At 72.6% G+C, this 25140-nt stretch carries 27 protein-coding genes; 17 read left to right on the top strand and 10 right to left on the bottom strand.

Annotation, left to right across the window (positions count from 1 at the left end):
- The first annotated feature begins 41 nt into the window (after positions 1-41).
- Both IF17_RS0131950 and purU read left to right on the top strand, forming a co-directional pair.
- Entirely contained in the window at positions 42-488 is a 447-nt protein-coding gene (locus IF17_RS0131950; RefSeq protein WP_030573609.1) for an SCO4402 family protein, read from the top strand.
- A gap of 63 nt (positions 489-551) precedes the next feature.
- A complete protein-coding gene (gene purU, locus IF17_RS0131945) occupies positions 552-1451 on the top strand; it encodes a formyltetrahydrofolate deformylase (RefSeq protein ID WP_030573606.1) in 900 nt (299 codons plus the stop codon).
- An 8-nt stretch (positions 1452-1459) separates the two neighbouring features.
- On the opposite strand, the gene IF17_RS0131940 is transcribed toward purU, so the two are convergent.
- From IF17_RS0131940 to IF17_RS0131930, 3 genes are all read right to left on the bottom strand, one after another.
- Entirely contained in the window at positions 1460-2164 is a 705-nt protein-coding gene (locus IF17_RS0131940; protein ID WP_030573604.1) for a GPR1/FUN34/YaaH family transporter, read from the bottom strand.
- 95 nt (positions 2165-2259) lie between these two features.
- A complete protein-coding gene (locus IF17_RS0131935; protein WP_030573602.1) occupies positions 2260-3759 on the bottom strand; it encodes a zf-HC2 domain-containing protein in 1500 nt (499 codons plus the stop codon).
- Positions 3756-4349 carry an RNA polymerase sigma factor gene (locus IF17_RS0131930; protein WP_030573600.1) on the bottom strand — a complete coding sequence of 198 codons (594 nt, stop codon included), beginning with the start codon at positions 4347-4349 and terminating at the stop codon, positions 3756-3758. Before IF17_RS0131930 ends, IF17_RS0131935 begins: the two co-directional genes overlap by 4 nt.
- Positions 4350-4678: 329 nt before the next feature.
- Between IF17_RS0131930 and IF17_RS0131925 the strand changes: the two genes are divergently transcribed.
- Positions 4679-5053 (top strand): STAS domain-containing protein, encoded by a 375-nt coding sequence (locus tag IF17_RS0131925; protein ID WP_018510768.1) that lies wholly within the window; start codon positions 4679-4681, stop codon positions 5051-5053.
- 116 nt (positions 5054-5169) lie between these two features.
- Positions 5170-5697: an EF-hand domain-containing protein gene (locus IF17_RS0131920; protein ID WP_030573598.1), complete on the top strand. Its 528-nt coding sequence runs from the start codon at positions 5170-5172 to the stop codon at positions 5695-5697.
- Positions 5698-5760: 63 nt separating this feature from the next.
- Here the strand turns inward: IF17_RS0131920 and IF17_RS0131915 are convergent, their stop codons facing one another.
- Positions 5761-7338, bottom strand: coding sequence for a class I adenylate-forming enzyme family protein (locus IF17_RS0131915; protein ID WP_030573595.1), 1578 nt, complete (start codon positions 7336-7338; stop codon positions 5761-5763).
- A gap of 169 nt (positions 7339-7507) precedes the next feature.
- Here IF17_RS0131915 and IF17_RS0131910 point away from each other — a divergent pair, with 169 nt between their 5' ends.
- The 4 genes from IF17_RS0131910 (at position 7508) to IF17_RS0131895 (ending at position 11868) form a co-directional block, all read left to right on the top strand.
- Positions 7508-8734 carry an amidohydrolase family protein gene (locus IF17_RS0131910; RefSeq protein ID WP_051884179.1) on the top strand — a complete coding sequence of 409 codons (1227 nt, stop codon included), beginning with the start codon at positions 7508-7510 and terminating at the stop codon, positions 8732-8734.
- 14 nt (positions 8735-8748) lie between these two features.
- Complete coding sequence (locus IF17_RS0131905; RefSeq protein ID WP_030573586.1) at positions 8749-9906, top strand: acyl-CoA dehydrogenase; 1158 nt, start codon at positions 8749-8751, stop codon at positions 9904-9906.
- Between the two features lie 6 nt (positions 9907-9912).
- Positions 9913-10920: an acyl-CoA dehydrogenase family protein gene (locus IF17_RS0131900; protein WP_030573582.1), complete on the top strand. Its 1008-nt coding sequence runs from the start codon at positions 9913-9915 to the stop codon at positions 10918-10920.
- Between the two features lie 438 nt (positions 10921-11358).
- The gene (locus IF17_RS0131895; protein WP_030573579.1) at positions 11359-11868 is read left to right on the top strand and encodes an ATP-binding protein; all 510 of its coding nucleotides are present in this window, start codon (positions 11359-11361) and stop codon (positions 11866-11868) included.
- A gap of 30 nt (positions 11869-11898) precedes the next feature.
- On the opposite strand, the gene IF17_RS0131890 is transcribed toward IF17_RS0131895, so the two are convergent.
- Complete coding sequence (locus IF17_RS0131890; RefSeq protein ID WP_030573576.1) at positions 11899-12825, bottom strand: cyclase family protein; 927 nt, start codon at positions 12823-12825, stop codon at positions 11899-11901.
- A gap of 84 nt (positions 12826-12909) precedes the next feature.
- On the opposite strand from IF17_RS0131890, the gene IF17_RS0131885 reads away from it, so the two are divergent.
- The 3 genes from IF17_RS0131885 to IF17_RS0131875 all read left to right on the top strand — a co-directional run bounded on the left by IF17_RS0131885 (position 12910) and on the right by IF17_RS0131875 (position 16175).
- On the top strand, positions 12910-13848 hold the full coding sequence (locus IF17_RS0131885) for an SDR family NAD(P)-dependent oxidoreductase (RefSeq protein ID WP_030573573.1): 939 nt from the start codon (positions 12910-12912) through the stop codon (positions 13846-13848).
- Between the two features lie 153 nt (positions 13849-14001).
- On the top strand, positions 14002-15129 hold the full coding sequence (locus IF17_RS0131880; RefSeq protein WP_030573570.1) for an acyl-CoA dehydrogenase family protein: 1128 nt from the start codon (positions 14002-14004) through the stop codon (positions 15127-15129).
- The gene (locus IF17_RS0131875; RefSeq protein ID WP_030573567.1) at positions 15126-16175 is read left to right on the top strand and encodes a Zn-dependent alcohol dehydrogenase; all 1050 of its coding nucleotides are present in this window, start codon (positions 15126-15128) and stop codon (positions 16173-16175) included. Before IF17_RS0131880 ends, IF17_RS0131875 begins: the two co-directional genes overlap by 4 nt.
- A 1-nt stretch (position 16176) precedes the next feature.
- Here IF17_RS0131875 and IF17_RS0131870 read toward each other — a convergent pair whose 3' ends face one another.
- Entirely contained in the window at positions 16177-16812 is a 636-nt protein-coding gene (locus IF17_RS0131870; protein WP_030573564.1) for an SRPBCC family protein, read from the bottom strand.
- Between the two features lie 145 nt (positions 16813-16957).
- On the opposite strand from IF17_RS0131870, the gene IF17_RS0131865 reads away from it, so the two are divergent.
- Positions 16958-17614: a TetR/AcrR family transcriptional regulator gene (locus tag IF17_RS0131865; protein WP_030573561.1), complete on the top strand. Its 657-nt coding sequence runs from the start codon at positions 16958-16960 to the stop codon at positions 17612-17614.
- A gap of 6 nt (positions 17615-17620) precedes the next feature.
- Here IF17_RS0131865 and IF17_RS0131860 read toward each other — a convergent pair whose 3' ends face one another.
- Positions 17621-18613, bottom strand: coding sequence for a GlxA family transcriptional regulator (locus IF17_RS0131860; protein ID WP_030573558.1), 993 nt, complete (start codon positions 18611-18613; stop codon positions 17621-17623).
- A gap of 117 nt (positions 18614-18730) precedes the next feature.
- Between IF17_RS0131860 and IF17_RS0131855 the strand changes: the two genes are divergently transcribed.
- Together IF17_RS0131855 and IF17_RS0131850 are read left to right on the top strand one after the other, a co-directional pair.
- A complete protein-coding gene (locus tag IF17_RS0131855; protein ID WP_030573556.1) occupies positions 18731-20041 on the top strand; it encodes an MFS transporter in 1311 nt (436 codons plus the stop codon).
- Positions 20038-20454: a ribosomal maturation YjgA family protein gene (locus IF17_RS0131850; protein ID WP_032772906.1), complete on the top strand. Its 417-nt coding sequence runs from the start codon at positions 20038-20040 to the stop codon at positions 20452-20454. Before IF17_RS0131855 ends, IF17_RS0131850 begins: the two co-directional genes overlap by 4 nt.
- On the opposite strand, the gene IF17_RS0131845 is transcribed toward IF17_RS0131850, so the two are convergent.
- Positions 20408-20740, bottom strand: a complete 333-nt coding sequence (locus tag IF17_RS0131845; protein ID WP_030573550.1) for a hypothetical protein — start codon at positions 20738-20740, stop codon at positions 20408-20410. The genes IF17_RS0131850 and IF17_RS0131845 overlap by 47 nt on opposite strands.
- A 186-nt stretch (positions 20741-20926) precedes the next feature.
- Here IF17_RS0131845 and IF17_RS0131840 point away from each other — a divergent pair, with 186 nt between their 5' ends.
- Positions 20927-22255, top strand: coding sequence for an MFS transporter (locus IF17_RS0131840; protein WP_030573547.1), 1329 nt, complete (start codon positions 20927-20929; stop codon positions 22253-22255).
- On the opposite strand, the gene IF17_RS0131835 is transcribed toward IF17_RS0131840, so the two are convergent.
- Both IF17_RS0131835 and IF17_RS0131830 read right to left on the bottom strand, forming a co-directional pair.
- Positions 22245-22847 carry a flavin reductase family protein gene (locus tag IF17_RS0131835; RefSeq protein ID WP_030573543.1) on the bottom strand — a complete coding sequence of 201 codons (603 nt, stop codon included), beginning with the start codon at positions 22845-22847 and terminating at the stop codon, positions 22245-22247. The genes IF17_RS0131840 and IF17_RS0131835 overlap by 11 nt on opposite strands.
- A gap of 78 nt (positions 22848-22925) precedes the next feature.
- The gene (locus IF17_RS0131830) at positions 22926-23510 is read right to left on the bottom strand and encodes a CGNR zinc finger domain-containing protein (protein ID WP_030573540.1); all 585 of its coding nucleotides are present in this window, start codon (positions 23508-23510) and stop codon (positions 22926-22928) included.
- 188 nt (positions 23511-23698) lie between these two features.
- Here IF17_RS0131830 and IF17_RS0131825 point away from each other — a divergent pair, with 188 nt between their 5' ends.
- Both IF17_RS0131825 and IF17_RS0131820 read left to right on the top strand, forming a co-directional pair.
- The gene (locus IF17_RS0131825) at positions 23699-24154 is read left to right on the top strand and encodes a VOC family protein (protein ID WP_030573537.1); all 456 of its coding nucleotides are present in this window, start codon (positions 23699-23701) and stop codon (positions 24152-24154) included.
- A 47-nt stretch (positions 24155-24201) separates the two neighbouring features.
- Positions 24202-25134, top strand: a complete 933-nt coding sequence (locus tag IF17_RS0131820; protein ID WP_030573535.1) for a pyridoxamine 5'-phosphate oxidase family protein — start codon at positions 24202-24204, stop codon at positions 25132-25134.
- Positions 25135-25140 lie beyond the last annotated feature (6 nt).

Below are 25140 nucleotides of genomic sequence, written 5' to 3'. Positions count from 1 at the left end.
GTTCGGAGAACTCTTCCCGTCGCGGCCGTCGCTCCTCCACCATGGGCGTCATGCCGCTCACTGACATGCCGTGGTGGCGCTGGCGCACCAACGTGCGCTCGGCGCTGCACATGCTCTCCGACCCCGTCTTCCACCACGAGTGCTGGCTCGCCGGCCGGGAGGGGTACGGGGACGTCACCGACGCCGTGTACCGCCTGGTCGAGGACACCTGGCTCGACAACTGGTCCGCCGAGAAGTACGTCGGCACCATATTCAGGGACTCCGCCGAGGCGGCCGCCGTCGACACCGCCGCGCTGCGCGTCCTGCGGATCATGCACCAGGTCGGCGCGGACGCCCCCGTCTCCGCCTATCTGGAGCACCACGGCTGGCCGGAGGCGGTCCGCGCGGCGCGCGAGGCGCATGTGATGCTCGCCACCAACGACGCCGAGGACCCGGACACCCCGCCGCGCTCGCTGGACGTCATCCGCATCATGACCAGGGCCGCGTGACGGCCGGGGGCCGCATGGTGAGCACGAGCGCCTGACCTCGGGCGGCTGTGGCACCCTACGAGGATGACCGCACCGCAGCCCACCGCCCCCCAGGCCGCCTCGGACACCGCGCTGCCCGAGCAGTACGTCCTCACGCTCTCCTGCCCCGACAAACAGGGCATCGTGCACGCCGTCTCCAGCTACCTCTTCATGACCGGCTGCAACATCGAGGACAGCCAGCAGTTCGGGGACCACGACACGGGTCTGTTCTTCATGCGGGTCCACTTCTCGGCGGACTCCACCGTGACGGTCGACAAGCTGCGCGCCAGCTTCGCCGCCATCGGGGAGGCCTTCCGGATGGAGTGGCAGATCCACCGGGCCGCGGAGCGGATGCGGATCGTGCTGATGGTCAGCAAGTTCGGCCACTGCCTCAACGACCTGCTGTTCCGTTCCCGTACGGGGGCGCTGCCCGTCGAGATCGTCGCGGTCGTCTCCAACCACACGGAGTTCGCCGAGCTCACCGCCTCGTACGGCATCCCCTTCCGGCATCTCCCGGTGACGAAGGACAACAAGCCGGAGGCCGAGGCACAGCTGTTGGAGCTGGTCCGCGAGGAGGACGTGGAGCTGGTCGTCCTCGCCCGCTACATGCAGGTGCTCTCCGACGATCTGTGCAAGCAGCTGAGCGGCCGGATCATCAACATCCACCACTCGTTCCTGCCGAGCTTCAAGGGCGCCAAGCCGTACCACCAGGCGCACGCCCGGGGCGTGAAGCTGATCGGCGCCACCGCGCACTACGTCACCGCCGACCTCGACGAGGGCCCGATCATCGAGCAGGAGGTCGAGCGCGTCGGCCACGACGTGACCCCGGACCAGCTCGTCGCGATCGGCCGGGACGTGGAGTGCCAGGCGCTGGCGCGCGCGGTGAAGTGGCACGCGGAGCGGCGCATCCTGCTCAACGGCCGCCGTACGGTGATCTTCAACTAGTCCCTGGCTCAGAGCTGGTGGCGGACCCCCGCCTCCTGCTGCGCTTCGGTGAGCTGTTCGCGCAGGTCGCCCTCGATGGACTCGCGTGCCTTGCCGCGGCGGAAGAGCGGCAGCACGGTGCGCTGTTTGCCGTCCTCGATCAGGAGGGCCAGGCCGCCGTAGAGCGCGAAGACCCCGATGCCGAGGCCGGTCCAGCCCGCGGCGACCTGGAGGGCGTTGCCGAGCCCCGCCTCGTAGAGGCCCGTCAGGGCGAAGCGCACCGCGGTGAGGGTGAGCAGGACGGCGAACAGGGGCTTCGACTGCGCCGCCGCCCCGGCGAGCGCCAGCACGAACGGGACGAGCGCCAGCAGGAAGACGGCCTGGGCCACCACCGGCTCGCCGGGCGCGGAGTCCAGGGACGTCACGCTCGTACCTGCCCAGGCGGCACCGAGCAGCAGCAGCGCCGTACCGGCGCCCGCGTCCCGGGCGAGGAAGGCGAAGAGCCCGCCGATGAGCTGGAGCGGGACGACGAAGATGAGGACCAGGAGCAGCAGGATGCTGCTCTGCGCGGCCGGCACCCAGCCGAGCTGGAGGGAGGACAGGACCGTACTGCCCATGCCGAGGGCGAAGAAGCCCAGCGGCAGAGGGCTGGCGATCGGGCGCAGCACGATGCGCGTCACCGCGTCGGTGGTCAGCGGTTCTGAGGGGCCCTCGGGGCCGGAATTCTGAGGCATCGCGCAAGCGTACGAGCCCGGGGCCGGTGCGGGGCCGCATGCCGTCGCTCCGGCCGCTCCGACCGCTCCGGCCGCTCCGGCCGGTCGCGCGTGGCCTACAGCCTGCTGAGCGAGGCCGACGCGAACAGGACGTCGCGGATGGCCTCGCGGTCACCCTCCTGGCCCGCCGCCGCTTCGACCGGCGAGATGTGGCCCGCGACCAGCTGGCAGAACTCCACCCCGTCCAGGGCCACCTGCGCCACCGCGCGGTCGGGCGAGCCGACGGCGGCCGGCGAGTCCAGGGCGATGTACCAGTCACCGCCGCCGTGCCCCTCGACCTCCAGATGGACCGAGCGGCCCGGCGCACCGGGCGCCACCAGCTCCCTGGCCGGTCCGGCGAGCCCGGCGCCACGCCGCCCCGCGAGGGCGGCCGGGAGCATCCGGGCGGCCAGGTCGATCATCCGGTGCAGATGGGCGGCGGACGGCGGCTTGTACGGGTAGTCCACCGCCTCCGCGATGTCCGTGCCGTGCACCCAGCACTCGAAGGCCCGGTCCAGCAGCGCGTCCTGGAGCGGCAGGGCGAACTCCCCGTACGAGACGGAGCGCTCGGCCACGTTCGGCCCGGCCAGCGACGCCGTACGGATCAGCTCGTGGGTGAGGGCCCGCCAGGGCTCTCGGACGGCCCGGGTGGCGGGCGGGTAGGTGGCCGCCCAGTACGTCTCGGTACGCCGGGTCGGCGAGAGCGGCACCTCGGCGCCGGCGTTCACCTCGGCCGTGCCGAGGGCCCCGGTCCCGGCGGCGGCCCCGGTCCCGGCGAGCGGGTCGTCCAGGCCCAGCGCGGCGGAGACCAGCCCGTCGACGGCCATCAGGTGGCCGATCACCCCGGCGACCGTGGTCCGGCGGGTGACCGCGCGCTCGTCCTCGAACCACTGGAGCCGCACCGGCGCGTGCCAGTCGGAGTCCCCGATGTCGCGGAGCAGTGCGTCGAGCCGGGCGGTCTCGGCGTCGTACGCCGTGGCCCACTCCGGAATCGGGACGCGGGCCGGGCGGCGCCCCAGACAGCCGTCCAGCACCCGGGTCCGCAGGGCCGGATCGAGGTCCAGCGACCCGTCGGTGTGCAGCAGCCCCACCGCGTCCCGCAGCCGCAGCGCCTCGTCCGCACAGGGCGCGCACGCGGTGAGGTGGTCCTCGACGGCGGCGGTCTCCTCGGCCGAGCAGGCGGAGAGCGCCCAGGCGCCGAGGAGGGCCTTGAGGACCCGGTGGGAGAGGACCGGGGCGGAGGCGGTGGCGTCGGCGGTCACGGCGTGGGGCGGCTCGGGGGCGGGCCCGGCCTCGTCCGGCTCCTCGGGTCCGCCCGGTTCGGGCAGGGCCTCCTCAGCCGCACCCACCTCAGGCACGGCGTCCCCGGGCCCGGCTTCCCCTTCGGGCTCGTCCTCCTCCGGAACCCCCTGCTCCGGCACCGACTCGTCCGGCGCGGAGCCTCCCGGCGGCGGCAGCACCGGCCGCTCCGCCGTCTCCAGGTCGAGGTCGTCCACCGCGCCGCGCGGGCCCGGTATGCGGCGTGCGCCCCGCACCTCGTCGTCGCGCCGGCCGCCCTCGCGCCCGTCGCCGCTCACCGGACGCGTCCGTAACCGGGTGGTGAGGACCCTTCGAGCGGCCGGGTGTTGGCCGTGGACAGCAGTTGGAGCCCCAGCCGGAGCCGGCGGCGGGCCTCGTCCTCGGTGACCCCGAGGTCGGCCGCGGTCTGCCGGTAGTCCCGGCGCTGGGTGTACGCCAGCTCCAGCGCCTTCCGCAGGGAGGCGGGCATCGAGGAGACGATGTAGTCGGCCCGGGCCGCCGCGGTGGCGCTGCGCACCCGCCGCTCCAGCTCCTCCGGGTCCGGCACGGCACCCTCGCCGTGCTCCTCCGCGTACGCGACGGCGGCCGCCCGCCGTAGCCGCTGCACGGACTGGCGATGGGTGAGCCGGGCCACCCAGGAGCGCATCGAGCCCTGCTTCGGGTCGTACGCCTCGGGGTTCTCCCAGACCTGGGCGAAGACCTCGCGGGTCACCAGGCCGGCGGCGTCCTCGTCGTCGAGCATCCGGTGCGCCTGGCTGTGGACGAGCGCGGCGAACCGGTCGTACAGCTCGCCGAGCGCCGCCGCCTCACCGCGGGCCAGCCTCTGCTGCATCCTGCGGTCCCAGCGGGGCGGTGCGTCCTTCGCCATGAAACCCCCAGCCCCCGGCCCTGTGCCCAGTTCCGTGTTTCGGCCTCTGCCCTCGATGTCCGAATGTAGTCGCCCGCGCGGGCCCCGCACCTGCCTTTGCCGCAACTGTCCGATGTAAGGAAGCCCCCGACCGTACCGATCTCTTTCGGCCGTTCTCGACGCCCCGGCTTCCCTGAGCAGGGGAAACCGGCCGAAGTGATCATTTCCACCGGAAACCCCCTGGGCCACGGGGGTGGGAGCGGTGTTTCATGGACGGGCGGTTGGGCAGCCGCGAGGAGGAACGGAAACTTCCGGATTGCCGGGAGCCCCGGAACGAGAGGTCCAGTCGCGTGACGCTGAAGGTGGACGAGACCGAGCAGGGCGACTGGACCGTGCTGCGGATACGCGGTGAACTCGATCTCGTGAGCTCACCCGTCGTGCGTCAGTCCGTCCACGAGGCGGTGGCGGAGGGGCAGCACGATGTGGTGCTCGACCTGTCCGAGGTGTTCTTCTGCGATTCCAGCGGGGTGGGTGTACTGATCGCCTCGCGCCGCCTGATGAAGTCCTGCGGCGGCCGGCTGCGGCTGATCCTCCCGGCCCGGGGCGCCGAGGACGGCTCCCACGTCAACAAGGTGCTGGGGGCGCTGGGGGTGCGCCGGCTCTTCGACGTCTACCCGGACACGGTGTCCGCGGTCGACGAGGCGTGCGAACCGCTGACGGCCTGACCACTTCTTCAAGCGGTGTGTGACCGGCCGAAAGCGTTCGGTGCTGAAGCGAGGTTGTCACACAGGAGGCGTCGCTCAGTGACACGTGAAGGCTCCGGGCGACGTACGCTCCCCGCATGGACAGCGCAGAGTACGAGCGAAAGATCGCGCACCGCTTCGCCGCCTTCGACCAGGACGGCAACGGCACCATCGATCGCGCCGATTTCAACGCCGCAGCCGCCCGTCTGCTCACCGAGTTCGGTACGACGGCCCGCTGCGACAAGGGCCAGGCCCTCTACACCGGGGCCGAGGCCTTCTGGCAGGGCATGGCGGGCATCGCCGACGTCGACGGGGACCAGCGCGTCACCCGCGAGGAGTTCGTCGGCGGGGCGGTGAAGCGGCTGCGGGACAATCCCGAGCGGTTCGCGGAGATCGCCCGCCCCTTCCTGCGGGCGGCGATCGCGGTGGCCGACAGCGAGAACAACGGCGGCCGGGCCTCGGTGGCCTCCGTGGAGCGGGCGCTGAAGGTGCTCGGTGCCAGCGCCGAGATCGCGGGCATCGCGGCCCAGAGCCTGGACACCGACCGGGACGGGCTGATCGCCGAGAGCGATGTCGTGTCCGCGCTCGCCGTGTACTTCACGGTGATCGAGCCCGACGCCACGTAACCGCCCGACGCCGTACGGGGGTGGCGCGCCACCCCCGTAACCCTCAGGCGCCCCTGTGCCCCCTCAGGCACCCCCGCCGAACCGCTCCCGCAGCCGGTATTTGAGCACCTTGCGCAGCGTCTCGTTGCGGGGAAGGGCGTCCAGCACCTCCAGTTGCTCCGGCACCTTGTGGACCGAGAGCCCGGCGCCCCGCAGATGGGCGGCCAGTTCGGGCAGGGTCGGCGCGGGCGCGCCCGGCACCCGCTCCACCACCGCGCAGACGCGTTCGCCGCGCTCGGCGTCCGGGAGCCCGACGACCGCCGCGTCGGCGACGGCGGGGTGGGTGTGGAGCAGGTCCTCGATCTCCTTGGCGGAGATGTTCTCGCCCTTGCGGATGATGATGTCCTTCAGCCGCCCGGTGAGCGTGAGGTGCCCGCTCTCCTGGACCCGGCCGAGATCCCCGGTGATCAGGAACCCGTCACCGTCGAAGGCCGCTTCCGTGGCGGAGGCGTCCAGATAGCCCCGGCAGACCGCCTCCCCGCGCAGCCGTACCTCGCCCTCCACGCCGTACGGGAGCGGCTTGCCCTGCTCGTCGGTGATCCGGATCTCCATGCCCGCCGGAGGCCGGCCCTCCGTCGTGGCGAGGTTCTCCGTCGTGTCGTCCGGCGCCCCCATCGTGATCATCGGGACCTCGGTCATCCCGTACCCGTGGGTGAGCTGGACCCCCATCTCCCGCACCACCGCGTGGTACACCTCCGGCGGCTTCGGCGCCCCGCCGCCCGCCAGCAGCCGGAGCGAGGGGATGAGCGGGGTGCCCGGGTCCTTGCGCTGCTCGGCCAGGAACATCGCGTAGAACGCCGTCGACCCGCCCGCCACGGTCACCCCGTGCCTGCGGTACTCGTCCAGGGCCTCCGGCAGCGCGAACTGCTCGAACATCACCGCCGGGAACCCGTACAGCAGGAGCATCACCGTGTAGTCGGGTCCGGCGACATGCGCGTACGGGAACGCCATCGACCCCACATCGTCCGCGTTCAGCTTCAGCGCGTGCGCGAGGCAGGAGCCGCCGGCGATCAGGGAGCGGTCGGTGTGCAGCACGCCCTTGGGGTCGGAGGTGGTGCCGGAGGTCCAGTAGATCCAGCGGACCTCGTCACCGGACGGCGGTTCCGGCGGTGGCGGCAGCACGGCCGGGTCACTGTCGGGGAGGTCTTCGTACGCCTCGAAGACCTGCGGCGGGTCGGTGAGTTCACCGGCGATGCGCTCGGCCATCGCGGTGTGGTCGAAGCCGCGCCACACCCCCGGCACGGCGAAGAACGCGGCCCCCGACTCCCGTAGCGCGAACCGCACTTCACGGTCCCGGTAGAACGGGATGACCGGCGTCTGTACGGCCCCGAGCCGGGCCAGGGCGAAGGAGAGCAGGGCCGTCTCCAGCCGGGTCGGCAGCTGCCAGGCGACGACGGTCCCCGCCCGTACCCCCATCCCGTACAGCCCGGCGGCCACCCGCTCCGCCCGGTCCCGCAGCTCTCCGAAGGTCAGGGACCGGTCGCCCTGGAGCAGGACCGGGCGGTCGGGGGTGAGGGCGGCGCGGGCTTCGATCAGCTCCCAGAAGGTGCGGGAGGCGCCCAGCGCGTGGGCGGTCGCGGTCACGTCGTTCACGGCGGTCACAGGGGTCCCTCCGAACTGACGGCCAGTCAGATAGTGACGAGAGCGTAGGGCTCCGCGCCTTGTCGGTCCAGGGGTGCGGGGCTAGCCTGATGGCCGCAACTGCATCTGACGGACCATCAGAAAAGCGCCCGGAGATCGTCGGGGTGCGCGCCGGAGGGGACGACCCACCATGACGGACACGGACACGGACACGGACATCACGGACACGGAACTGCCTCGGATCGTCAGCGTCGACGACCATGTGATCGAGCCCGCGCACCTCTTCTCCACCTGGCTGCCCGCCAAGTACCGCGAGCGAGGTCCGCAGCCGTTGACGGCGGGCATCGGGGAGCTGGCGTACACGGGCGGGAAGTACGTCATCACGATGGACCCGGACGGGCCGCCGACGGACTGGTGGATCTACGAGGACCTGAAGTTCCCGTACAAGCGGAACATCGCCGCCGTCGGCTTCGACCGTGACGACATGACCCTGGAGGGCATCACGCGGGCCGAGATGCGGCCCGGCTGCTGGGACCCGGCCGAACGCCTCAAGGACATGGACCTCAACCACGTCGAGGCATCGCTCTGCTTCCCGACCTTCCCGCGTTTCTGCGGCCAGACCTTCGCCGAGGCGCACGACAAGGAGGTCGCCCTCGCCTGCGTACGCGCCTACAACGACTGGATGGTCGAGGAGTGGTGCGGCGACAGCGGCGGCCGCCTCGTCCCGCTCTGCATCATCCCGCTCTGGGACATCGACCTGGCCGTCGCGGAGATCAAGCGGAATGCGGCGCGGGGCGTCCGCGCGGTCACCTTCTCCGAGATCCCGACCTACCTGGGACTGCCGTCCATCCACACCGGCTACTGGGACCCGTTCTTCGCCGTCTGCCAGGAGACCGGCACCGTCGTCAACATGCACATCGGCTCCAGCTCCCAGATGCCCGCCGCCTCCCCGGACGCGCCCCCGGCCGTGCAGGCCTCGCTCTCCTTCAACAACGCGATGGCCTCGATGATGGACTTCCTCTTCAGCGGGGTGCTGGTGAAGTTCCCGACGCTCAAACTGGCGTACAGCGAGGGTCAGATGGGGTGGATTCCGTACGCCCTGGAGCGCGCGGACGACGTGTGGGAGGAGCACCGGGCGTGGGGCGGGGTGCGCGATCTGATCCCCGAGCCGCCGTCCACGTACTACTACCGGCAGATGTTCTGCTGCTTCTTCCGCGACAAGCACGGCATCGCCTCGCTGGACGTCGTCGGCCGCGACAACGCGACCTTCGAGACCGACTACCCGCATGTGGACTCGACCTTCCCGCACACCAAGGAGGTCGCGCTCGACCACGTCAAGGGCCTGGACGACGAGACGGTGTACAAGCTGATGCGCGGCAACGCGATCCGGATGCTCGGCCTGGACCTGGACAAGTAGGCGGGGGCAGGACGGTGGATCTCGCGTACACGGAGGCCGAGGAGGAGTTCCGGGGCCGGCTGAGGGAGTGGCTGGCCGGCGTCCTCCCTTCCCTGCCCCCGAAGCCCTCGCCCGACGACTGGCCCGCGCGCCGGGCGTACGACACCACCTGGCAGCGGATGCTGTACGACGCCGGGTACGCGGGTCTGCACTGGCCCGAGGACGCGGGCGGGCGGGGCGCCACCCCGACGCAACACCTGATCTTCCTGGAGGAGACGGAGCGGGCCGGAGCCCCCTATGTCGGGGCGAACTTCGTCGGGCTGCTGCACGCCGGGCCGACCGTCGCCGCCGAGGGGACGGCCGAGCAGCGGGCCCGCTGGCTGCCCCCGGTGCTGCGCGGCGACGAGATCTGGTGCCAGGGGTTCAGCGAGCCGGACGCGGGCTCGGACCTGGCGGCGCTGCGGACGCGGGCGGTGCGGGACGGGGACGACTACGTGGTGAGCGGCAGCAAGATCTGGACCTCGCACGCGGAGGTGGCCGACTGGTGCGAGCTGCTGGTGCGGACGGACCCGGAGGCGCCGAAGCACCGGGGGATCAGCTGGCTGGCGATGCCCATGGACGCCCCCGGGATCACAGTCCGGCCGCTGCGGACGCTCGCCGGGTCGACGGAGTTCGCGGAGGTGTTCCTGGACGAGGTCCGGGTGCCGGTACGGAACCGGGTCGGCGCCGAGAACGACGGCTGGCGGGTCACCATGGTCACCCTCTCCTTCGAACGCGGTACGGCCTTCGTCGGCGAGGTCGTCGCCTGCCGCCGCACCCTGGAGGCCCTGGCAGCCGAGGCCCGCCGCAACGGGCGGTGGGACGACCCGGTGCTGCGCCGACGCCTGGGCCGCCTGAACGCCGAATTCCGGGCGCTGTGGCGGCTGACGCAGGCGAACGTGAGCGAGTCCGAGCGGACGGGCGGGGTCCCGGGCATCGGCGGCTCGGTCTTCAAGCTGCGGTACTCCGGGGTCCGCCAAGACCTGTACGAGGCGGCGGCGGAGGTGCTCGGCGGCGTCGACGCCTTCGATCTGGACCGGGAATGGACCCTGGACCGGCTCTCCTCCCTCTCGTACACGATCGCCGCCGGCACCTCGCAGATCCAGCGGAACATCGTCGCCGAGCGCATCCTCGGCCTCCCGAAGGGGCGCTGACCCGCCGTGGACTTCCAGCTCTCGGACGACCAGCGGGCCCTGCGGTCCGGTATGCGCGACCTGCTCGGCGCGGTGTTCGACCGGGACCGGATGCGGGCGGCGGTGGAGCGGGGCGGGGCCCTGGACCGTTCGCTGTGGCGGGAGCTGGGTGCCGCCGGGTTCTTCGCGCTGCGGCTGCCGGAGGAGGCGGGCGGGGTGGGGCTCGGGCTGCCGGAGGCGGTGCTGCTCTTCGAGGAGGCGGGCCGGGCGCTGCTGCCCGGGCCCCTGGTGGCGACGCATCTGGCGGCGGGGCTGGTGAAGGGGGCCGCGGAGGGGGAGGCGGTGGTGACGGCCGCGGAGGGGGGCGGCCGGCCGGTGGCGGACCTGGGGGGCGCGGACGCGGTGCTGGTGGGGGGAGGTGCGGGGGTGGTCGAGGGGGAGAGGCTGGAGGTGCTCACGGGGGAGGTGCTGGAGGCGTTCGTGGCGGGGGCCGTTCCCGTACGGTCGATGGATCCCCTGACCCCGCTGCACCGGGTGGAGGGGCGCTGGGAGGGTGCGGGGGCCTCGGAGGCGTACCCCGGCGCACTCCGCCGCGAAGGGGCGCTTCTCAGCGCTGCCGAACAGCTCGGGAGCGCCACGCGCACGACCGAGATGGCCGTTCAACACGCCGGTTCGCGCGAACAGTTCGGTTCGCTCATCGGTTCGTTCCAGGCGGTCAAACACCTCTGCGCCGACATGCTCGCCCGCACCGAACCGGCCCGCAGCGCCGTGTACGCGGCTGCGGTGACCGGCGACCCGGTGGAGATCGCGGCGGCGAAGCTGCTGGCCGACGAGGCGGCCGTCCGTAACGCGCGGGACTGCCTCCAGATCCACGGCGGTATGGGCTTCACCTGGGAGGCAGATGTTCACCTCCACCTGAAACGGGCCTGGCTCCGGGCGGCCCGGTGGCTCACGGCGGCCGAGGCGGAGGAGCTCCTGGCCGCCGATCTGGGCCCGGTACGGCCGCTGTACAGCGGTTCAGCGGCACTCGGTTGACGTGCCGGACGAAGCAGGGGGTGGAGCGTGACTCAGTGCAGCCGGTCGGCGTCGATACCGGGTTGTGTCCTTTGCGTGATTCGTCACCGGGTGGAGTCGGCGCCGGGCTCGGGTACGCTCCGTGGGATGCGAGTGGTTCTGGAACCGGGCGATCCGGGGGCGGCCTGTGCGGCGGCTCCGGTCCGGGGCGAGGGCTCTTGCCGGAGATGTGCCGGGCCTGCCCGAAGAGCGTTTCTCGCGGTCTCTGCGCGCTCCTGTTCGACTCCCCGCAGCGTGCGTCGCACAGTATGCACCACGCGTACTCCTTCGCGCTGGAATATGCCCGAAGCGCTTGTTGCGGTGACTGTACGTCAACCATGCTGTCGCGTAAGGGAATCACGTTCCGTGACCCTGAGGAGGCGCGAGGCGATGTGTCCGCCGGTTCGGATGGTGTGAGCGGTGCAGGTGCTTCAGGTTCAGCTGGAGGTCGGTCCGGATCCCGCAGAGGTGGGGCGGGCCCGTAGGTGGGCGCGGTCGCGTCTGGTCGGTTCCGGGATAGGGGATGACGAGCCGCTCGCGGAGACGCTCATCCTGCTCATCTCGGAGCTGGTCACCAACGCGGTCGTCCACACGGGCTGCCCGGCCGTGCTGCGGATGCTGTTCGGCGGGGGTGGAGGTGCCGGGGAGGCCGGGACCGTCCGGGTGGAGGTCGCCGACGCCAGCGACTGCCCGCCGCGCCCGCGCCACGCGGAGGGTGACGACACGGGCGGCCGGGGCCTGGAGCTGGTGGACGGCCTCGCGGACCGCTGGGGCTGGCAGTCGGAGGGCGCCGGGAAGCAGATCTGGTGCGAGGTGGACCGGGGCGCTCCGGCGGCGGTCCCGGAGGCGCCGCCGAAGGTCGTCGTGCAGGGCGGCGAGGTGTGCGAACCGCCCTCCTGCGTCTTCACGAACGCGACCGGCCTGGCCTGAGCGCTTTTTGCGGGCTCAGGTTTTACGGGATCACAGCACCGCGACCGGGGCGACCGGAGATCCGGTGGCCCCGGTGAACGGCTCCGGCGCGGCGGTGAGCAGGAAGGCGTACCGCCGCTCCTCCGCACAGGCTGTGGACAGCTCCTCCAGGTCCCAGTTCTGGCCCTGGAGCATGCCCATCTCGACGAGGTGGAGCGCGTGCACGGGCAGCCACAGGTCCTCGATCTCCGGCGGGAAGATCTCGAAGGTCAGGGTGTCGTTGGCGACCGCCGCCACATCCCGGGCGTGGAACCACTCGGGCGTGCGCACGGACAGCCCGGGCGACGGATAGCCGTACGCGTGCCGGTCCCCGGCCAGGACGACCTGCACCTGCCCTGTCCGTACGAGGACGACGTCCCCGGCCCGTACGCGTACGCCCCCGAACTCCTCCGCCGCGTCCAGATCCTCCGGCGTGACGGCGTGATCGCCGGCCAGCCGGTCCACGCCCCGGGCGCGCGCGACATCGAGCAGCACGCCCCGTGACACGACATGCTCCACGGCGGCGATCGACGAGAACTGCGCGCCGGCGTGCGCCGTGATGGTGTCGGCAGGGCGCCCGTTGTAGATCCGGCCGCCGTGCGAGGCGTGGGTCAGGGCGTCCCAGTGGGTGGCGGCCTGGAGCCCCATGGTGACGGTGTCGTCGCTGGTGGCGACGGTCCCCGGGCCGAAGATCTCCTGGTTGATCTGGACCATCGTGTGCAGCGGGTCGATCCGTCCCGGGATGAATCCGCTCTGCACGCCGCCGTGCCGGAGCGGCAGCGCGAGCGGTATCCGGCGACCGCTCCGGACGGTGGCGACGGCCTCCCGTACGACGGCGTCGGTGATCAGGTTGAGCGTCCCGCGCTCGTCGGCCTCGCCCCAGCGCCCCCAGTTGTTCACGCGCTCGGCGCGTTCGTGGAACTCGGCCGGCAGGGACATGGGGACCTCCTGGGTCTTGTGCCGGAGCATCTGACTGCCCGTAAAATCTAACGGTCCGTCAGAAACCGCGGGAAGGGGCCGGGCATGGGGAACTTCTTGGCAGGCAAGGTGGTCGCCGTCACGGGGGCCGGCCGGGGCATCGGACGGGCGGTGGCGCTTGGCGCGGCGGCGGAGGGGGCGCGGGTCGTCGTCAACGACTACGGCGTCTCGGTGGAGGGGTCCGAGCCCACCAGCGAGATCGCCCGGTCGGTGGTCAAGGAGATCGAGGCGGCGGGCGGGCAGGCGGTCGCGGTGGCCGACGACATCTCCACGATGGCGGGCGGACAGCGGATCGTGGACACGGCCCTGGCGGAGTACGGCCGGCTCGACGGGGTGGTCTGCGTGGCCGGGATCCTGCGGGAGCGGATGCTGTTCAACATGTCCGAGGAGGAGTGGGACCCGGTCCTCGCGACGCACCTGAAGGGCACGTTCACGGTCTTCCGCGCGGCATCGGCGGTGATGCGGAAGCAGGAGGGCGGGGGCACGCTGATCGGCTTCACCAGCGGCAACCACCAGGGGAGCGTGTCCCAGGCCAACTACAGCGCGGCGAAGGGCGGGATCATCTCGCTGGTCCGCAGCGCGGCGCTGGGCCTGCACCGTTACGGGGTGACGGCCAACGCGGTCGCCCCGGTGGCCCGGACCCGGATGTCGGCCGGGGTGCCGATGGAGCTCTCCGAGATCGGGGAGCCGGAGGACGTGGCGGCGCTGGTGGTCTACCTGCTGAGCGAGCGGGCGCGGGAGGAGCGGATCACCGGCCAGGTGTACACGATCGCAGGCCCCAAGATCGCGGTCTGGGCCCAGCCGAGGGAGCTGCGGGCGGGGTACGCGGAGGGGGCGCCGTGGACCCCGGAACGGATCGCGGAGTTCCTCCCGGGGACGGTGGGGACGGACCCGATGCCGATGCTGGCGCGGGTGGAGGAGATGGCGCAGGCGGCACGGGCCGGCTCCCGCCCGAACGCACCCTCCAGCCCGTCCGGCGATTGAGGACGGGGCCGCCCCCCTTTCGGCCGCTCCGGCGTTGGGGCCGACGATCCAGCCCCTCCGGCGTTTGAGGAGCGGGTGCCCGAACAACCAAGCCTCTCCGGCGATTGAGGAGCGGGGGTCTGGGGGCGGAGCCCCCAGGAACAGGAGGCACGCATGGACTTTCGTACCGAGGTACGCGCCTGGCTGGACAGTCACCTCGCCGACACCCCCACCCCTGACCCTCGCGCGTGGGAACGCGAGCTGGGCCGGGCGGGGTGGATCGGCATCGGCTGGCCGGAGGACGGCGGCGGCGCGGGCTACGGCAACCGCCCCGCCCCCCTCACCCACCAGGTCATCTGGGCCGAGGAGTACGCCCGCTCCACCGCCCCGCCCCGCATGGGCCACATCGGCGAGAACCTCCTCGCCCCCACCCTCATCGCCTACGGCACCGAGGAGCAGCGGCGCCGCCACCTGCCCCCCATCGCCCGCGGCGAGACCCTCTGGTGCCAGGGGTACAGCGAACCCGGCGCCGGGTCCGACCTCGCCGGGATCCGGACCACCGCCACCCCGGACGGCACCGGCGGCTACACCGTCACCGGCCAGAAGATCTGGACCTCCCTCGCCCAGGACGCCGACTGGTGCTTCGTCCTCGCCCGCACCGAACCCGGCTCCACCCGCCACCACGGTCTCTCCTTCCTCCTGGTGGAGATGGACCAGCCGGGCAGGATCGAGGTGCGGCCGATCCGCCAGATGACGGGCACCAGCGAGTTCAACGAGGTCTTCTTCGACGGGGCCCGGGCCGCCGAGGCGGTCGGCGGCGAGGGCAACGGATGGGCCGTCGCCATGGGGCTGCTCGCCCTGGAGCGCGGCGTCTCCACCCTCGCCCAACAGATCGGTTTCGCGCAGGAGTTGAATGAGGTCATCGCCGCCGCCCGGGCGACCGGGGCCGCCGAGGACCCGGTGCTCCGAGCCCGGCTCGTACGCCAGTGGGCCGAGCTCGTCACCATGCGCCGCCACGCCCTCCGCACCCTCGGCACCCCCGGCGACCCGGGCGCCCCCAGCGTGGCCAAGCTCCTCTGGGGCGGCTGGCACCAGCGGCTCGGCGAGCTGGCGGTGGAGGTGAGGGGCGAGGCGGGGGCCGTCGGCCCACAGCCCTGGTCGCCGGAACAGCCGTACGAACTCAACCCCGCGCAACACCTGTTCCTCTTCACCCGGGCCGACACCATCTACGGCGGCTCCGACGAGATCCAGCGGAACATCATCGCCGAGCGGGTGCTCGGCCTACCGAGGGAGCCGAGATGAGAGGCGTCGTCTTCGACGGCACACGGACCGAGGTCGTCGACGACCTGGAGATACGCGACCCCGGCCCCGGCGAGGTGCTCGTCGCGGTGGCCGCCGCCGGTCTCTGCCACAGCGACCTGTCCGTCATCGACGGCACGATCCCCTTCCCCGTCCCCGTCGTGCTCGGCCACGAGGGCGCGGGCGTGGTGGAGGCCGTCGGACCCGGCGTCAGCCACGTACGGCCGGGTGATCATGTCGCGCTGTCGACCCTCGCCAACTGCGGGGCGTGCGCCCAGTGTGACCGGGGCAGGCCGACCATGTGCCGGAAGGCGATCGGGCGGCCCGGGCGGCCGTTCTCGCGCGGGGGCGAGAAACTGTTCCAGTTCGCCTCCAACTCAGCTTTCGCGGAACGTACGTTGGTACGAGCTGTGCAGGCGGTACGCATCCCCGCCGACCTCCCCCTCACCTCCGCCGCCCTGATCGGCTGCGGGGTCCTCACCGGCGTCGGGGCCGTACTGAACCGGGCGAAGGTCGACCGGGGCGACAGCGTCGTGGTCATCGGCACCGGCGGCATCGGCCTCAACGTGCTCCAGGGTGCCCGGCTGGCCGGTGCGCTCACCGTCGTCGCCGTCGACAGCAACCCGGCGAAGGAGGCGGTGGCCCGGCAGTTCGGCGCCACGCACTTCCTGACGAGCGCCGAGGGGGTGCGCGACATCCTCCCCGACGGAGCCGACCACGCCTTCGAGTGCGTCGGCCGCACCGAGCTGATCCGGCAGGCGATCGACCTGCTGGACCGGCACGGCCAGGCGGTCCTGCTCGGCGTACCGGCGGCGAGCGCCGAGGCGTCGTTCACCGTCTCCTCGATGTACCTGGACAAGTCGATCCTCGGCTGCCGTTACGGCTCCTCGCGGCCGCAGCGCGACATCGCCCTGTACGCGGACCTGTACCGGGAGGGCCGGCTGCTGCTGGACGAACTGGTCACCGAGACCTACCCGGTGGAGGATTTCGCCAAGGCCGCCGACGACGCCCACCACGGGCGGGTGGCGCGGGGGGTCCTGGTCTTCTGAGTCAGCGGCGGGGGCAGGACCGGGCCTCTGCGGCCGTCTTCAGATCGGCCAGCCACGCGTCCAGCCCCTGCTGGAGGATCTCGGTCGCGAAGGGGACGTTCGCGTCGACCTGCTCCCCGGTGTGGGTCTCCTCGGTCCGCACGAGGACCCCGCCCCGGACCTTCGTGAAGCTCCAGACGTGGACGCCGTCGATGTGCAGCCCCTCGCCGACGGCCGGACCGGTCCAACGGATGCAGGAGTTGGGCTTCAGCTGCTTGACGGTGGACGTGATGTCCAGGCTGGTGGCGGGAGTTGCCGGGTTCGGCGGGATCGGGGTCGTCCACCGGAACGCCGAACCGGGGCGGAAGCGCCCGTGGTCGAGGCGGTCCACGCCTGTGACGTGGGCCTGCCAGTCCGGCCAGCGCTCCACGTCCGTCTGGAGCTTCCAGACGGTGGCCGGCGACGCGTCGATGACGGTCGCGGCCCGGGCCCGTACCAGGGCCTTCGCGTCGACGCCCTTGCCCTTGCAGGTGAGGGACGGGCCGGGGCGCGGAGTGGTGGCTCCGGCGGGCGCGGCGGCAGCGGTGGTGGCCAGGACCCCGGCGACGACGAGCGGGACGGTGAAGAGGGCGGCGGTACGCGTGCGGGTGCGGGACATGGGCGTCTCCTTCGACTGGAGCTAGAATCTCGTGTGTTCGTTAGAAGTTGTAACGCATCGCGAACTGAAGGGTCAACAGGTTTCGTGATAGCTTCTAACGAAACTTTGAGCACGTAGCCTCACTGCTGGGGGAAGGTGTCACGCCATGGGGGAGTCCAACGCCGCGACCCCGCGCGAGCGATACCGCGCCCAGGTCCGTACGGAGATCAAGGAACACGCCTGGGAGCAGATCGCCACGGCCGGTGCCTCCGCGCTCTCCCTCAACGCGATCGCCAAGCGGATGGGCGTGAGCGGCCCCGCGCTCTACCGCTACTTCGCGGGCCGGGACGAGCTGATCACCGAGCTCATCCGGGACGGGTACCGCAGCCTCGCCGACACCCTGCGGGCGGCGGCCGCTGATGGTGCCGACCTGTCAGGCCTGGCGCACGCGCTGCGCGGCTGGGCGCTGGAGGACCCGCACCGGTACTTCCTCCTCTACGGCACCCCGGTCCCCGGCTACCACGCGCCCGACGACACCACGGCCATCTCCTCCGAGATCATGGCGACACTGCTCGACGCCTGCGCGGGGCTCACGCAGGAAGCCCCGGCAGCCCCGTTCGCCGCTCACCTGGAGGAGCACCGGGGCTGGGCCGGTGACCACCCCGCCCCGCCCGCCGCCCTGCACCTGGCCATGAGCTTCTGGACCCGGATGCACGGCGTCCTGTCCCTGGAGCTCGCCGGGCACTTCACCGGCATGCGCATCGACCCGGCGCAGCTCTTCGCGGCCGAGCTGGACGACCTGCTGCGGCAGCGGAGCGCGTAACCCTGCCTACGGCGTGTCCGCCGACGCCCGGCGGAATGTGCGGCGGTACACCGTCGGCGGCACGCCCAGCGCCGCCTGGAGGTGCTGACGCAGGGAGGTCGCCGTGCCGAAGCCCGCGTCGCGGGCCACCTGGTCGATCGGCAGGTCCGAGGACTCCAGCAGGTGGCGCGCCCGCTCCACCCGTTGCTGGGTCAGCCACTGGCCGGGGCTGACCCCCACCTCCTCCCGGAAGCGGCGGGTGAAGGTCCGTACGCTCATCGACTCCTGCCGCGCCATGTCCCGCAGCAGGATCGGCCTCTCCAGCCGCCCCAGCGCCCACGCGCGGGCCGCGGTGGTGGTCGCGAACTGCGGTTCGGGGACGGGGCGGTGGATGTACTGGGCCTGCCCGCCGTCCCGGTGCGGGGGTACGACCGTGCGCCGGGCGATCTCGTTGGCGACGGCCGAGCCGTGGTCGCGGCGCACGAGGTGGAGGCAGAGGTCGATCCCGGCGGCGACCCCGGCCGAGGTGAGGACGTCGCCGTCGTCGATGAACAGGACGTCCGGGTCGACGCGGACCTGCGGGAAGAGCCGCTGGAAGTGATCGGCGGAGGACCAGTGCGTGGTGGCCGGGCGGCCGTCCAGGTATCCGGCGGCGGCCAGGACGTAGCTGCCGGTGCAGATGGAGACCATGCGGGTGCCCGGCCGGACCAGCGCGAGGGCGGCGGCCAGCTCCTCGGTGAGCTTGCCCTCCTCGAAGACCGGGCCCAGTTCGTAGGAGGCGGGGATGACCACGGTGTCGGCGGTGGCGAGCGCCTCGGGGCCGTGCTCCACCAGGATCGCGTAGTCGGAGTCGGTCCGTACGGGCCCCGGCGGGCGGACGGAGCAGGTCACGACCTCGTACAGCTTCCCGCCCTTGTTGCCCGGCGCGGGGTCCAGGGAGCGGCCGAAGATCCGGGCCGGGATGCCCAGTTCGAAGGGGAGCAGTCCGTCCAGGGCCAGGACGGCGACGCGGTGCGGCATGGCGGGCCTCCTCGAAAGGCGTCGGCGGGCTCGGCGGAGCCCGCCGGAACCGGAATGCTTACCGGCTGAAACTCACTGGCTGGTATAGACCATGGGCTGATACAGGTTAGCGACGTGATGGAGAAGCCGACAGAGACCGCGTCCATTCCCGACGCCTCGCGTGACACCCGCCCGCCCTCGCCCCCGCTCCCGCCGCTGCCCTCGATCGGCAGCCGTGGCCCCGGCGGTTCCGGCGGGCTCTGGAACCGTAACTTCCGCTACTTCTTCGTGGCCCGTACGGTCGCGCTCTTCGGCGACGGCATGATCCCCGTCGCCCTCACCGCCGGGCTGCTGGGCGCGGGCCGTCCCGCCTCCTCCGTCGGGTTCGCGCTGGCCGCCTGGATGGGGCCGCTGGCGGTGTTCGTGCTGTTCGGCGGGGTGCTCGCGGACCGGTTCACCCCGCGCCGCATGATGATCATCGCGGATGTGCTGAGGCTGGTCGGTGCCTCGGTGCTCGCCGTCACGTTCGCGCTGGGCAACCCGCCGCTCTGGTCGGTCTACGTCCTCAGCTCCGTCGCGGGCATCGGCGCCGCGCTCTTCCAGCCCGGCGTGGCCTCGACCGTGCCCCGGGTCTCCACCGACGTCCAGCGTGCCAACGCCGTCCTGCGGGTCGCCGAGGCGCTGATGACCATGGCGGGCCCCGCCTTCGCGGGCGTCCTCGTCGGCCTCGCCAGCGCCGGGGCCGTCTACGCGGCGAACGCGGCCACCTTCGCCGTCTCCGGCGCCTGCCTCTTCCTGATGCGCCTGGCCCCCGCCCCGCACGACGACGCGGTACGCGGCACGTTCACCGCCGAACTCGTCGACGGCTGGCGGGAGTTCCGCGCCCGCTCCTGGCTCTGGGGCGTGATCGCCGTCTGGACCGTCTACGGCTTCGCGGTCCTCGGCCCGATCCTCCCGCTCACCGCCGTCCTGGTCACCCAGGCCCACGGCTCGGGGGCGTACGGCATGCTGATGGCGGTCAACGGGGCGGGCAGCGTCGTCGGCGGGCTCATGGCCCTGCGCCTGCGGCCCTCCCACCCGCTCGCGGCGGGCGCGATCGCGCTGCCCCTGGTTGCGGTGAGCCTGGTGGTGCTGGCCCTCGGGATGCCGCTGCCGGTGCTGGCGGCGGGACAGTTGCTCGCGGGGGCGGCGGCCGCCTTCTGGCTGGTCATGTGGTCCACCACCGTGCAGACGCACGTCCCGCCGGAGGCCCTCAACCGGCTGCACGCCTACGATGTGGCCGGTTCGCTCCTGATGGTCGCGGCGGGCCGCGCCCTGGCCGGTCCGGTCGCCGAGGCGGTGGGCGCACCGGAGCTGCTGGTGGTGGCGGCCGTGGTCAACATGGGGGTGGTGGCGGTGCTGCTGGTGGCCCGGCCGATCCGGCAGCTGGAGAGGATGGGGCCGGTGTGAGGGTTTCTCCCCGCGTGGTGGCGGCGGGCGCCGCCGCCGTCACCGTCGCCGCCGGGCTCGGCGTGCGCGCCGCGAGCGACGGCGCCGTCGCCAAGTACGCGGGGAGCGCGCTCTATACGGTGCTGCTCTGCGCCCTCGTCGCCCTCTGCGCGCCCCGCGCGAGGCCCGTCGCCGTCGCCGGGACCGCGCTCGCCCTGAGCTGGGCCGTCGAGCTCCTCCAGCTCACCGGGGTGCCCGCCGTACTCTCCGCCCGCAGCACGGCCGCCCGGCTGGTGCTCGGCTCGACGTTCAACGCCCCGGACCTGTTCTGGTACGCGGTGGGCGCGGCGGCGGCCTGGGCGGTGCAGGCGGGGGCGCGCAGGCTCGCTAGGCCTTCTTCCTCTGCCGCGCCTCGGCCCGCTGCATCTCGATGACCTCCAGGACGTGGGCGGTGGCCTGCCGGCGGACCGTACCGGCCACGAACAGCGCCACCCCCAGCACCGAGACCGGAGCCGAGATCGCCAGGAGCGTCAGCTGCCCGGGCCAGGCCTCGATCAGGTCGCAGTTCTGCGTCTCCCCGTAGCAGGACGCGTCCGACTGCTCCACCAGCAGGAACGCCAGCCGCACCCACAACGCGCAGGCGGCGAGCAGGAGAACGGCCCCCCACGTCTGCATCGACGTCGATGTGCGGTGGAACTGCTGACGTGCGACCCACTGCATGAGATCCCCCGGATCCGTTGCGTACGAGGCGCCCGGCCGGACGGCCGCGCGCACTGACCGACGGCGATGGTACGTGCAGGGTGCACCGGACTCGGGCGTCGGGCTGGGCATGGGTGGCCCGATTCCTGCGAACCGTGTCCTCCCGGCCACTCGTGGCGGAACGCGCAGGCCAGGAAGCTGTTCCCCGTGACCGAGACCATCGAAAGCGCCGCCCAGGACGACGCCCGGCGGCAGCCGCAGCCGCACGAGGCGCACCCCCGCCGCCGTCCCCGTATCCACCGGGCGTGGATCGTCGCCGCCGTCACTTTCGTGACGATCATCGGCGGCGCGGCCTTCAACTCCCTGCCCGGGCTGCTCATCGACCCGCTGCACACCGAATTCGGCTGGTCGCGCGGTGAGATCGGGCTCGCGGTCTCCATCGACATGGCGCTGTACGGCCTGACCGCGCCGTTCGCCGCCGCGCTGATGGACCGCTTCGGCATCCGGCGGGTCGTGGCGGCCGCGCTGACCCTGGTGGCCGCCGGGGCGCTCGCCAGTGTCTGGATGACCGCCTCCTGGCAGCTGATGATCTACTGGGGGCTGCTCGTCGGCCTCGGCACCGGGTCCATGGCGCTGGCGTTCGCCGCGACCGTCACCAACCGCTGGTTCGTCGCCCGCCGGGGCCTGGTCACCGGCATCCTCACCGCGGCCGGCGCCTCCGGGCAGCTCGTCTTCCTCCCGCTCTGCGCCTGGATCGTCGACGAGCACGGCTGGCGGCCCGCCTCCGTCACCGTCGCCCTGGCGGCCCTGGTCGTCGTCCCGTTCGTCTGGCTCCTGATGCGCGACCACCCGGCCGATGTGGGGCTCGCCCCGTACGGCGGTGTGTACGTCGAGAAGCCCGCCCCCGCCCGGGGTGCCGCGCGCCGCACGGTGACGGTGCTGTTCAAGGCCGCGCGCACCGGCCCGTTCTGGCTGCTGGCGGGCACCTTCGCGATCTGCGGGGCCTCCACCAACGGCCTGATCCGCACCCACTTCGTCCCCTCCGCCCACGACCACGGCATGCCGATCACGGCCGCCGCCTCGCTGCTCGCGGTGATCGGGGTCTTCGACGTCATCGGCACGATCTTCTCGGGCTGGCTCACCGACCGCTTCGACGCCCGCCGCCTGCTCGCCGTCTACTACGCGCTGCGCGGGATCTCCCTGCTCTTTCTGCCGATGCTGATGGCGCCCGACGTACGGCCGCCGATGGTCTTCTTCATCGTGTTCTACGGGCTCGACTGGGTCGCCACGGTCCCGCCGACGCTGGCGCTCTGCCGCGAGCAGTACGGCGAGGACAGCGCGATCGTCTTCGGCTGGGTGCTGGCCTCGCACCAGGTGGGCGCTGCGGTCGTGGCGTTCCTCGGCGGGGTCGCGCGGGACGTCTTCGGGAGTTACGACGTGGTCTGGTACGCGTCGGGGGCGCTGTGCGCGGTGGCCGCGCTGATGTCGCTGGTGATCCGGCGGGCGCGGGCGGCTTCGGAGGCCGCTAGCGGCTGAACCGGCCGAACACGCCCCGGTGGAACAGCAGCGGCTCGCCCTCCGCCGCCGCCCCCAGCGCCTCCACCCTGCCCACCACGATGAGGTGGTCCCCGCCGGTGTGGACGGCGTGGACGCGGCAGTCCACCCAGGCCGGTACGGAGTCGAGCAGCGGAGACCCGGTCGCCGGGGCGTCCTCGTACGCGACCCCCGTGAACTTGTCCGCCCCGCTCACCGCGAACCCCCGGCAGAGCGCGCCCTGTCCGGCCCCCAGGATGTTCACGCAGAAGGCCCCGGCGCGGGCGATGCGCGGCCAGGTCGTCGACGTACGGGCGACCATGAAAGCGACCAGCGGCGGGTCCAGCGAGAGCGAGGCGAAGGACTGGCAGGCGAAGCCGGCCGGCCCGTCCGCGTCGCGCGCGGTGACCACGGTGACGCCGCTGGCGAAGTGGCCCAGTACGCGGCGGAATTCGCCCGGATCGACGGGGAGCCGCTCGCCGTCCCGGACGGCCCTGAGGTCGGGCCGGGGCAGCGCCTCCAGCGGCGCCTGCGGCTGCTCTGCTGTCGTGGCGGCGCCGACGGACCTGAGGTACCGGACGGCGGTGGCGGCCATGCCTGCGTGTCCCATCACCCGGCCATTAGAGCTGACGCACCGTCAGATGTGAACCCACGTGCGGCGGATGTGCCCGCTTCACGCGCCGGCGCGGCGCGCGTAGTGGCGTTGCGCCTTCGCGCGGTTGCCGCAGCCGGCCATCGAGCACCAGCGACGGGTCCCGTTCTTGGAGATGTCGTAGAAGTGCAGGACGCACGCGTCGTTGGCGCACGGGCGGATGCGGTCGGGCCGGTCGGCCACCAGGTGGAGCCAGTTGTCGGCCGCGTACCAGGCGGGCCCCCAGGCCTCCTCGTCCAGCTCCACCGCCGACTCCGGCAGTCCGTCGGCCCCCAGGGTGCGGCGGATGCGCCCGTGGGAGAGCACCTCGTTGAGCGCCGCCGCGGTGGAGGGCGCGGCCTGCTCCCGCCGGGTGGCGGACGCGGCCAGCGCTTCGAGCGCCGTACGGGTCTCCAGCAGCCGGTCCAGGGTGGCGCGGCCGACGGGCGGGGCGAGGGCGGCCGTGTGGGTGCGCACCGGCTCGCTGTTCAGCCAGATCGCCAGGCCGTCCTCGGATTCCAGCAGGTCGCGCGGGCCCTCCGCGGTGATCCAGCGGGTGTTGAGCAGGTCCAGCGCGAGCGGTTCGCCGGTCAGCGGCCGGGGGTCGGGCCCCGGGGGGTTCGGCACGGGTGTGGGTCCTTCCGTCGCGAGGTGGGTGCCCAGGGGTGTCCCTAGGTGCGCGCCCAAGGGCGTCCTCCATTCTAACCGGACAAGAGACTTTCACCGGTTGACGGTCCTCGCTCTAACCCTTAAATTCGTTTTCACTGGTTGCGAGGTGGCCTCGCGGCCCCGACCGAAAGCGTGGGGACCGATCCATGAGCAAGGCGAAGAACCTGCAGACCGGCCACATCGGCCTCAACGTCACCGACCTGGACCGCTCGATCGCCTTCTACCGCGAGGTCTTCGACTTCGAGCTGCTGGGCGAGGGCAAGGACGGCGACCGCCGCTGGGCCTTCCTCGGGCGGGACTCCCGGCTCGTGGTGACCCTGTGGCAGCAGAGCGAGGGCGCGTTCGCCCCCGCACTGCCCGGCCTGCACCACCTCTCCTTCCAGGTGGACACCGTCGAGGAGATCCGGGCCACCGAGGAGGTGCTGCGCTCGCTCGGCGCCACGTTCGCCTACGACGGGGTCGTGCCGCACGGGGAGACCGGCACCTCGGGCGGCATCTTCTTCACCGACCCCGACGGCATCCGCCTGGAGATCTACGCGTCCACCGGCGCCGACCCGGCCGACGCTCCGACCTCCAACGCTCCCACCTGCGGCTTCTTCTAGGCGGCAGCCAGGGACGACCGCTTGCACTCCCGGTGAAAGGCAGAACCATGGGCGGCTACCACCGCGGCGAGAGGGCCGTGCAGGAACGGGCGGGCTTCGCCCGTCAGGCCGGACAGGCGCGGGGCGCGATCGGCAACACCGTCCCCGACGTGGCGGTGGCCTTCCTCGCCCAGCAGCCCCACCTGGTGGCGGGGGCCACGGACGAGCGGGGCCGGATCTGGGCGACCCAGCTCACCGGGGAGCCGGGCTTCCTGACCGTGCCCGCGCCGCACACCCTGAGGATCGGGGCGCTGCCCGCGCCGGAGGACCCGCTGGCCCCACTCCTGACCGGGGCCGGAAGCGGATCGGGCTCCGGGCCCGTCCCGGTCGGCCTGATCGGCATCGAACCGGCCACCCGGCGCCGGATGCGGATGAACGGCCGGGCGGTCCGCGAGGGCGACGGGCTGCGCGTCGAGCTCGACCAGGTCATCTCCAACTGCCCCAAGTACATCCAGAAACGCGACCACCACCCCCCGGCCGAGGCAACTCCGGTGTCCCGTCAGGCCGTCGACAGCACGGAGCTGAGCCCCGCACAGCAGCGGACGCTCCGGGCCGCCGACACCTTCTTCGTCGCCACCGCCTCCGACCGGGGCGACGTCGACGCCTCGCACCGGGGCGGCAACCCCGGCTTCGTCCAGGTGCTCTCGCCCCGGCTCCTGCGCTGGCCCGACTACGCGGGCAACGCCATGTTCCTCACCCTCGGCAACCTCGAACTCAACCCGGCCGCCGGTCTCTTCGTCCCCGGCTGGGAGACCGGCACCTCCCTGCACCTGACCGGCTCGGCCCGCACGGTGTGGGACGAGGAGGAGGTGGCCCGCACCCCCGGGGCCCAGCGGCTGGTGGAGTTCGCGATCACCGCCGTACGGGAAGTGGCGTCGGCCTCCCCGCTGCGCTGGTCCGCGCCCGCCTACTCCCGCTTCAACCCGCCGACAGCCGCCTGACGCGCG

This window comes from Streptomyces cyaneofuscatus (genome assembly GCF_000718135.1).
In the GTDB taxonomy this organism is placed as follows: domain Bacteria; phylum Actinomycetota; class Actinomycetes; order Streptomycetales; family Streptomycetaceae; genus Streptomyces; species Streptomyces cyaneofuscatus.
The sequence above is the reverse complement of the archived record's forward strand: the minus strand, read 5'-3'. Positions and strand labels throughout refer to the sequence as shown.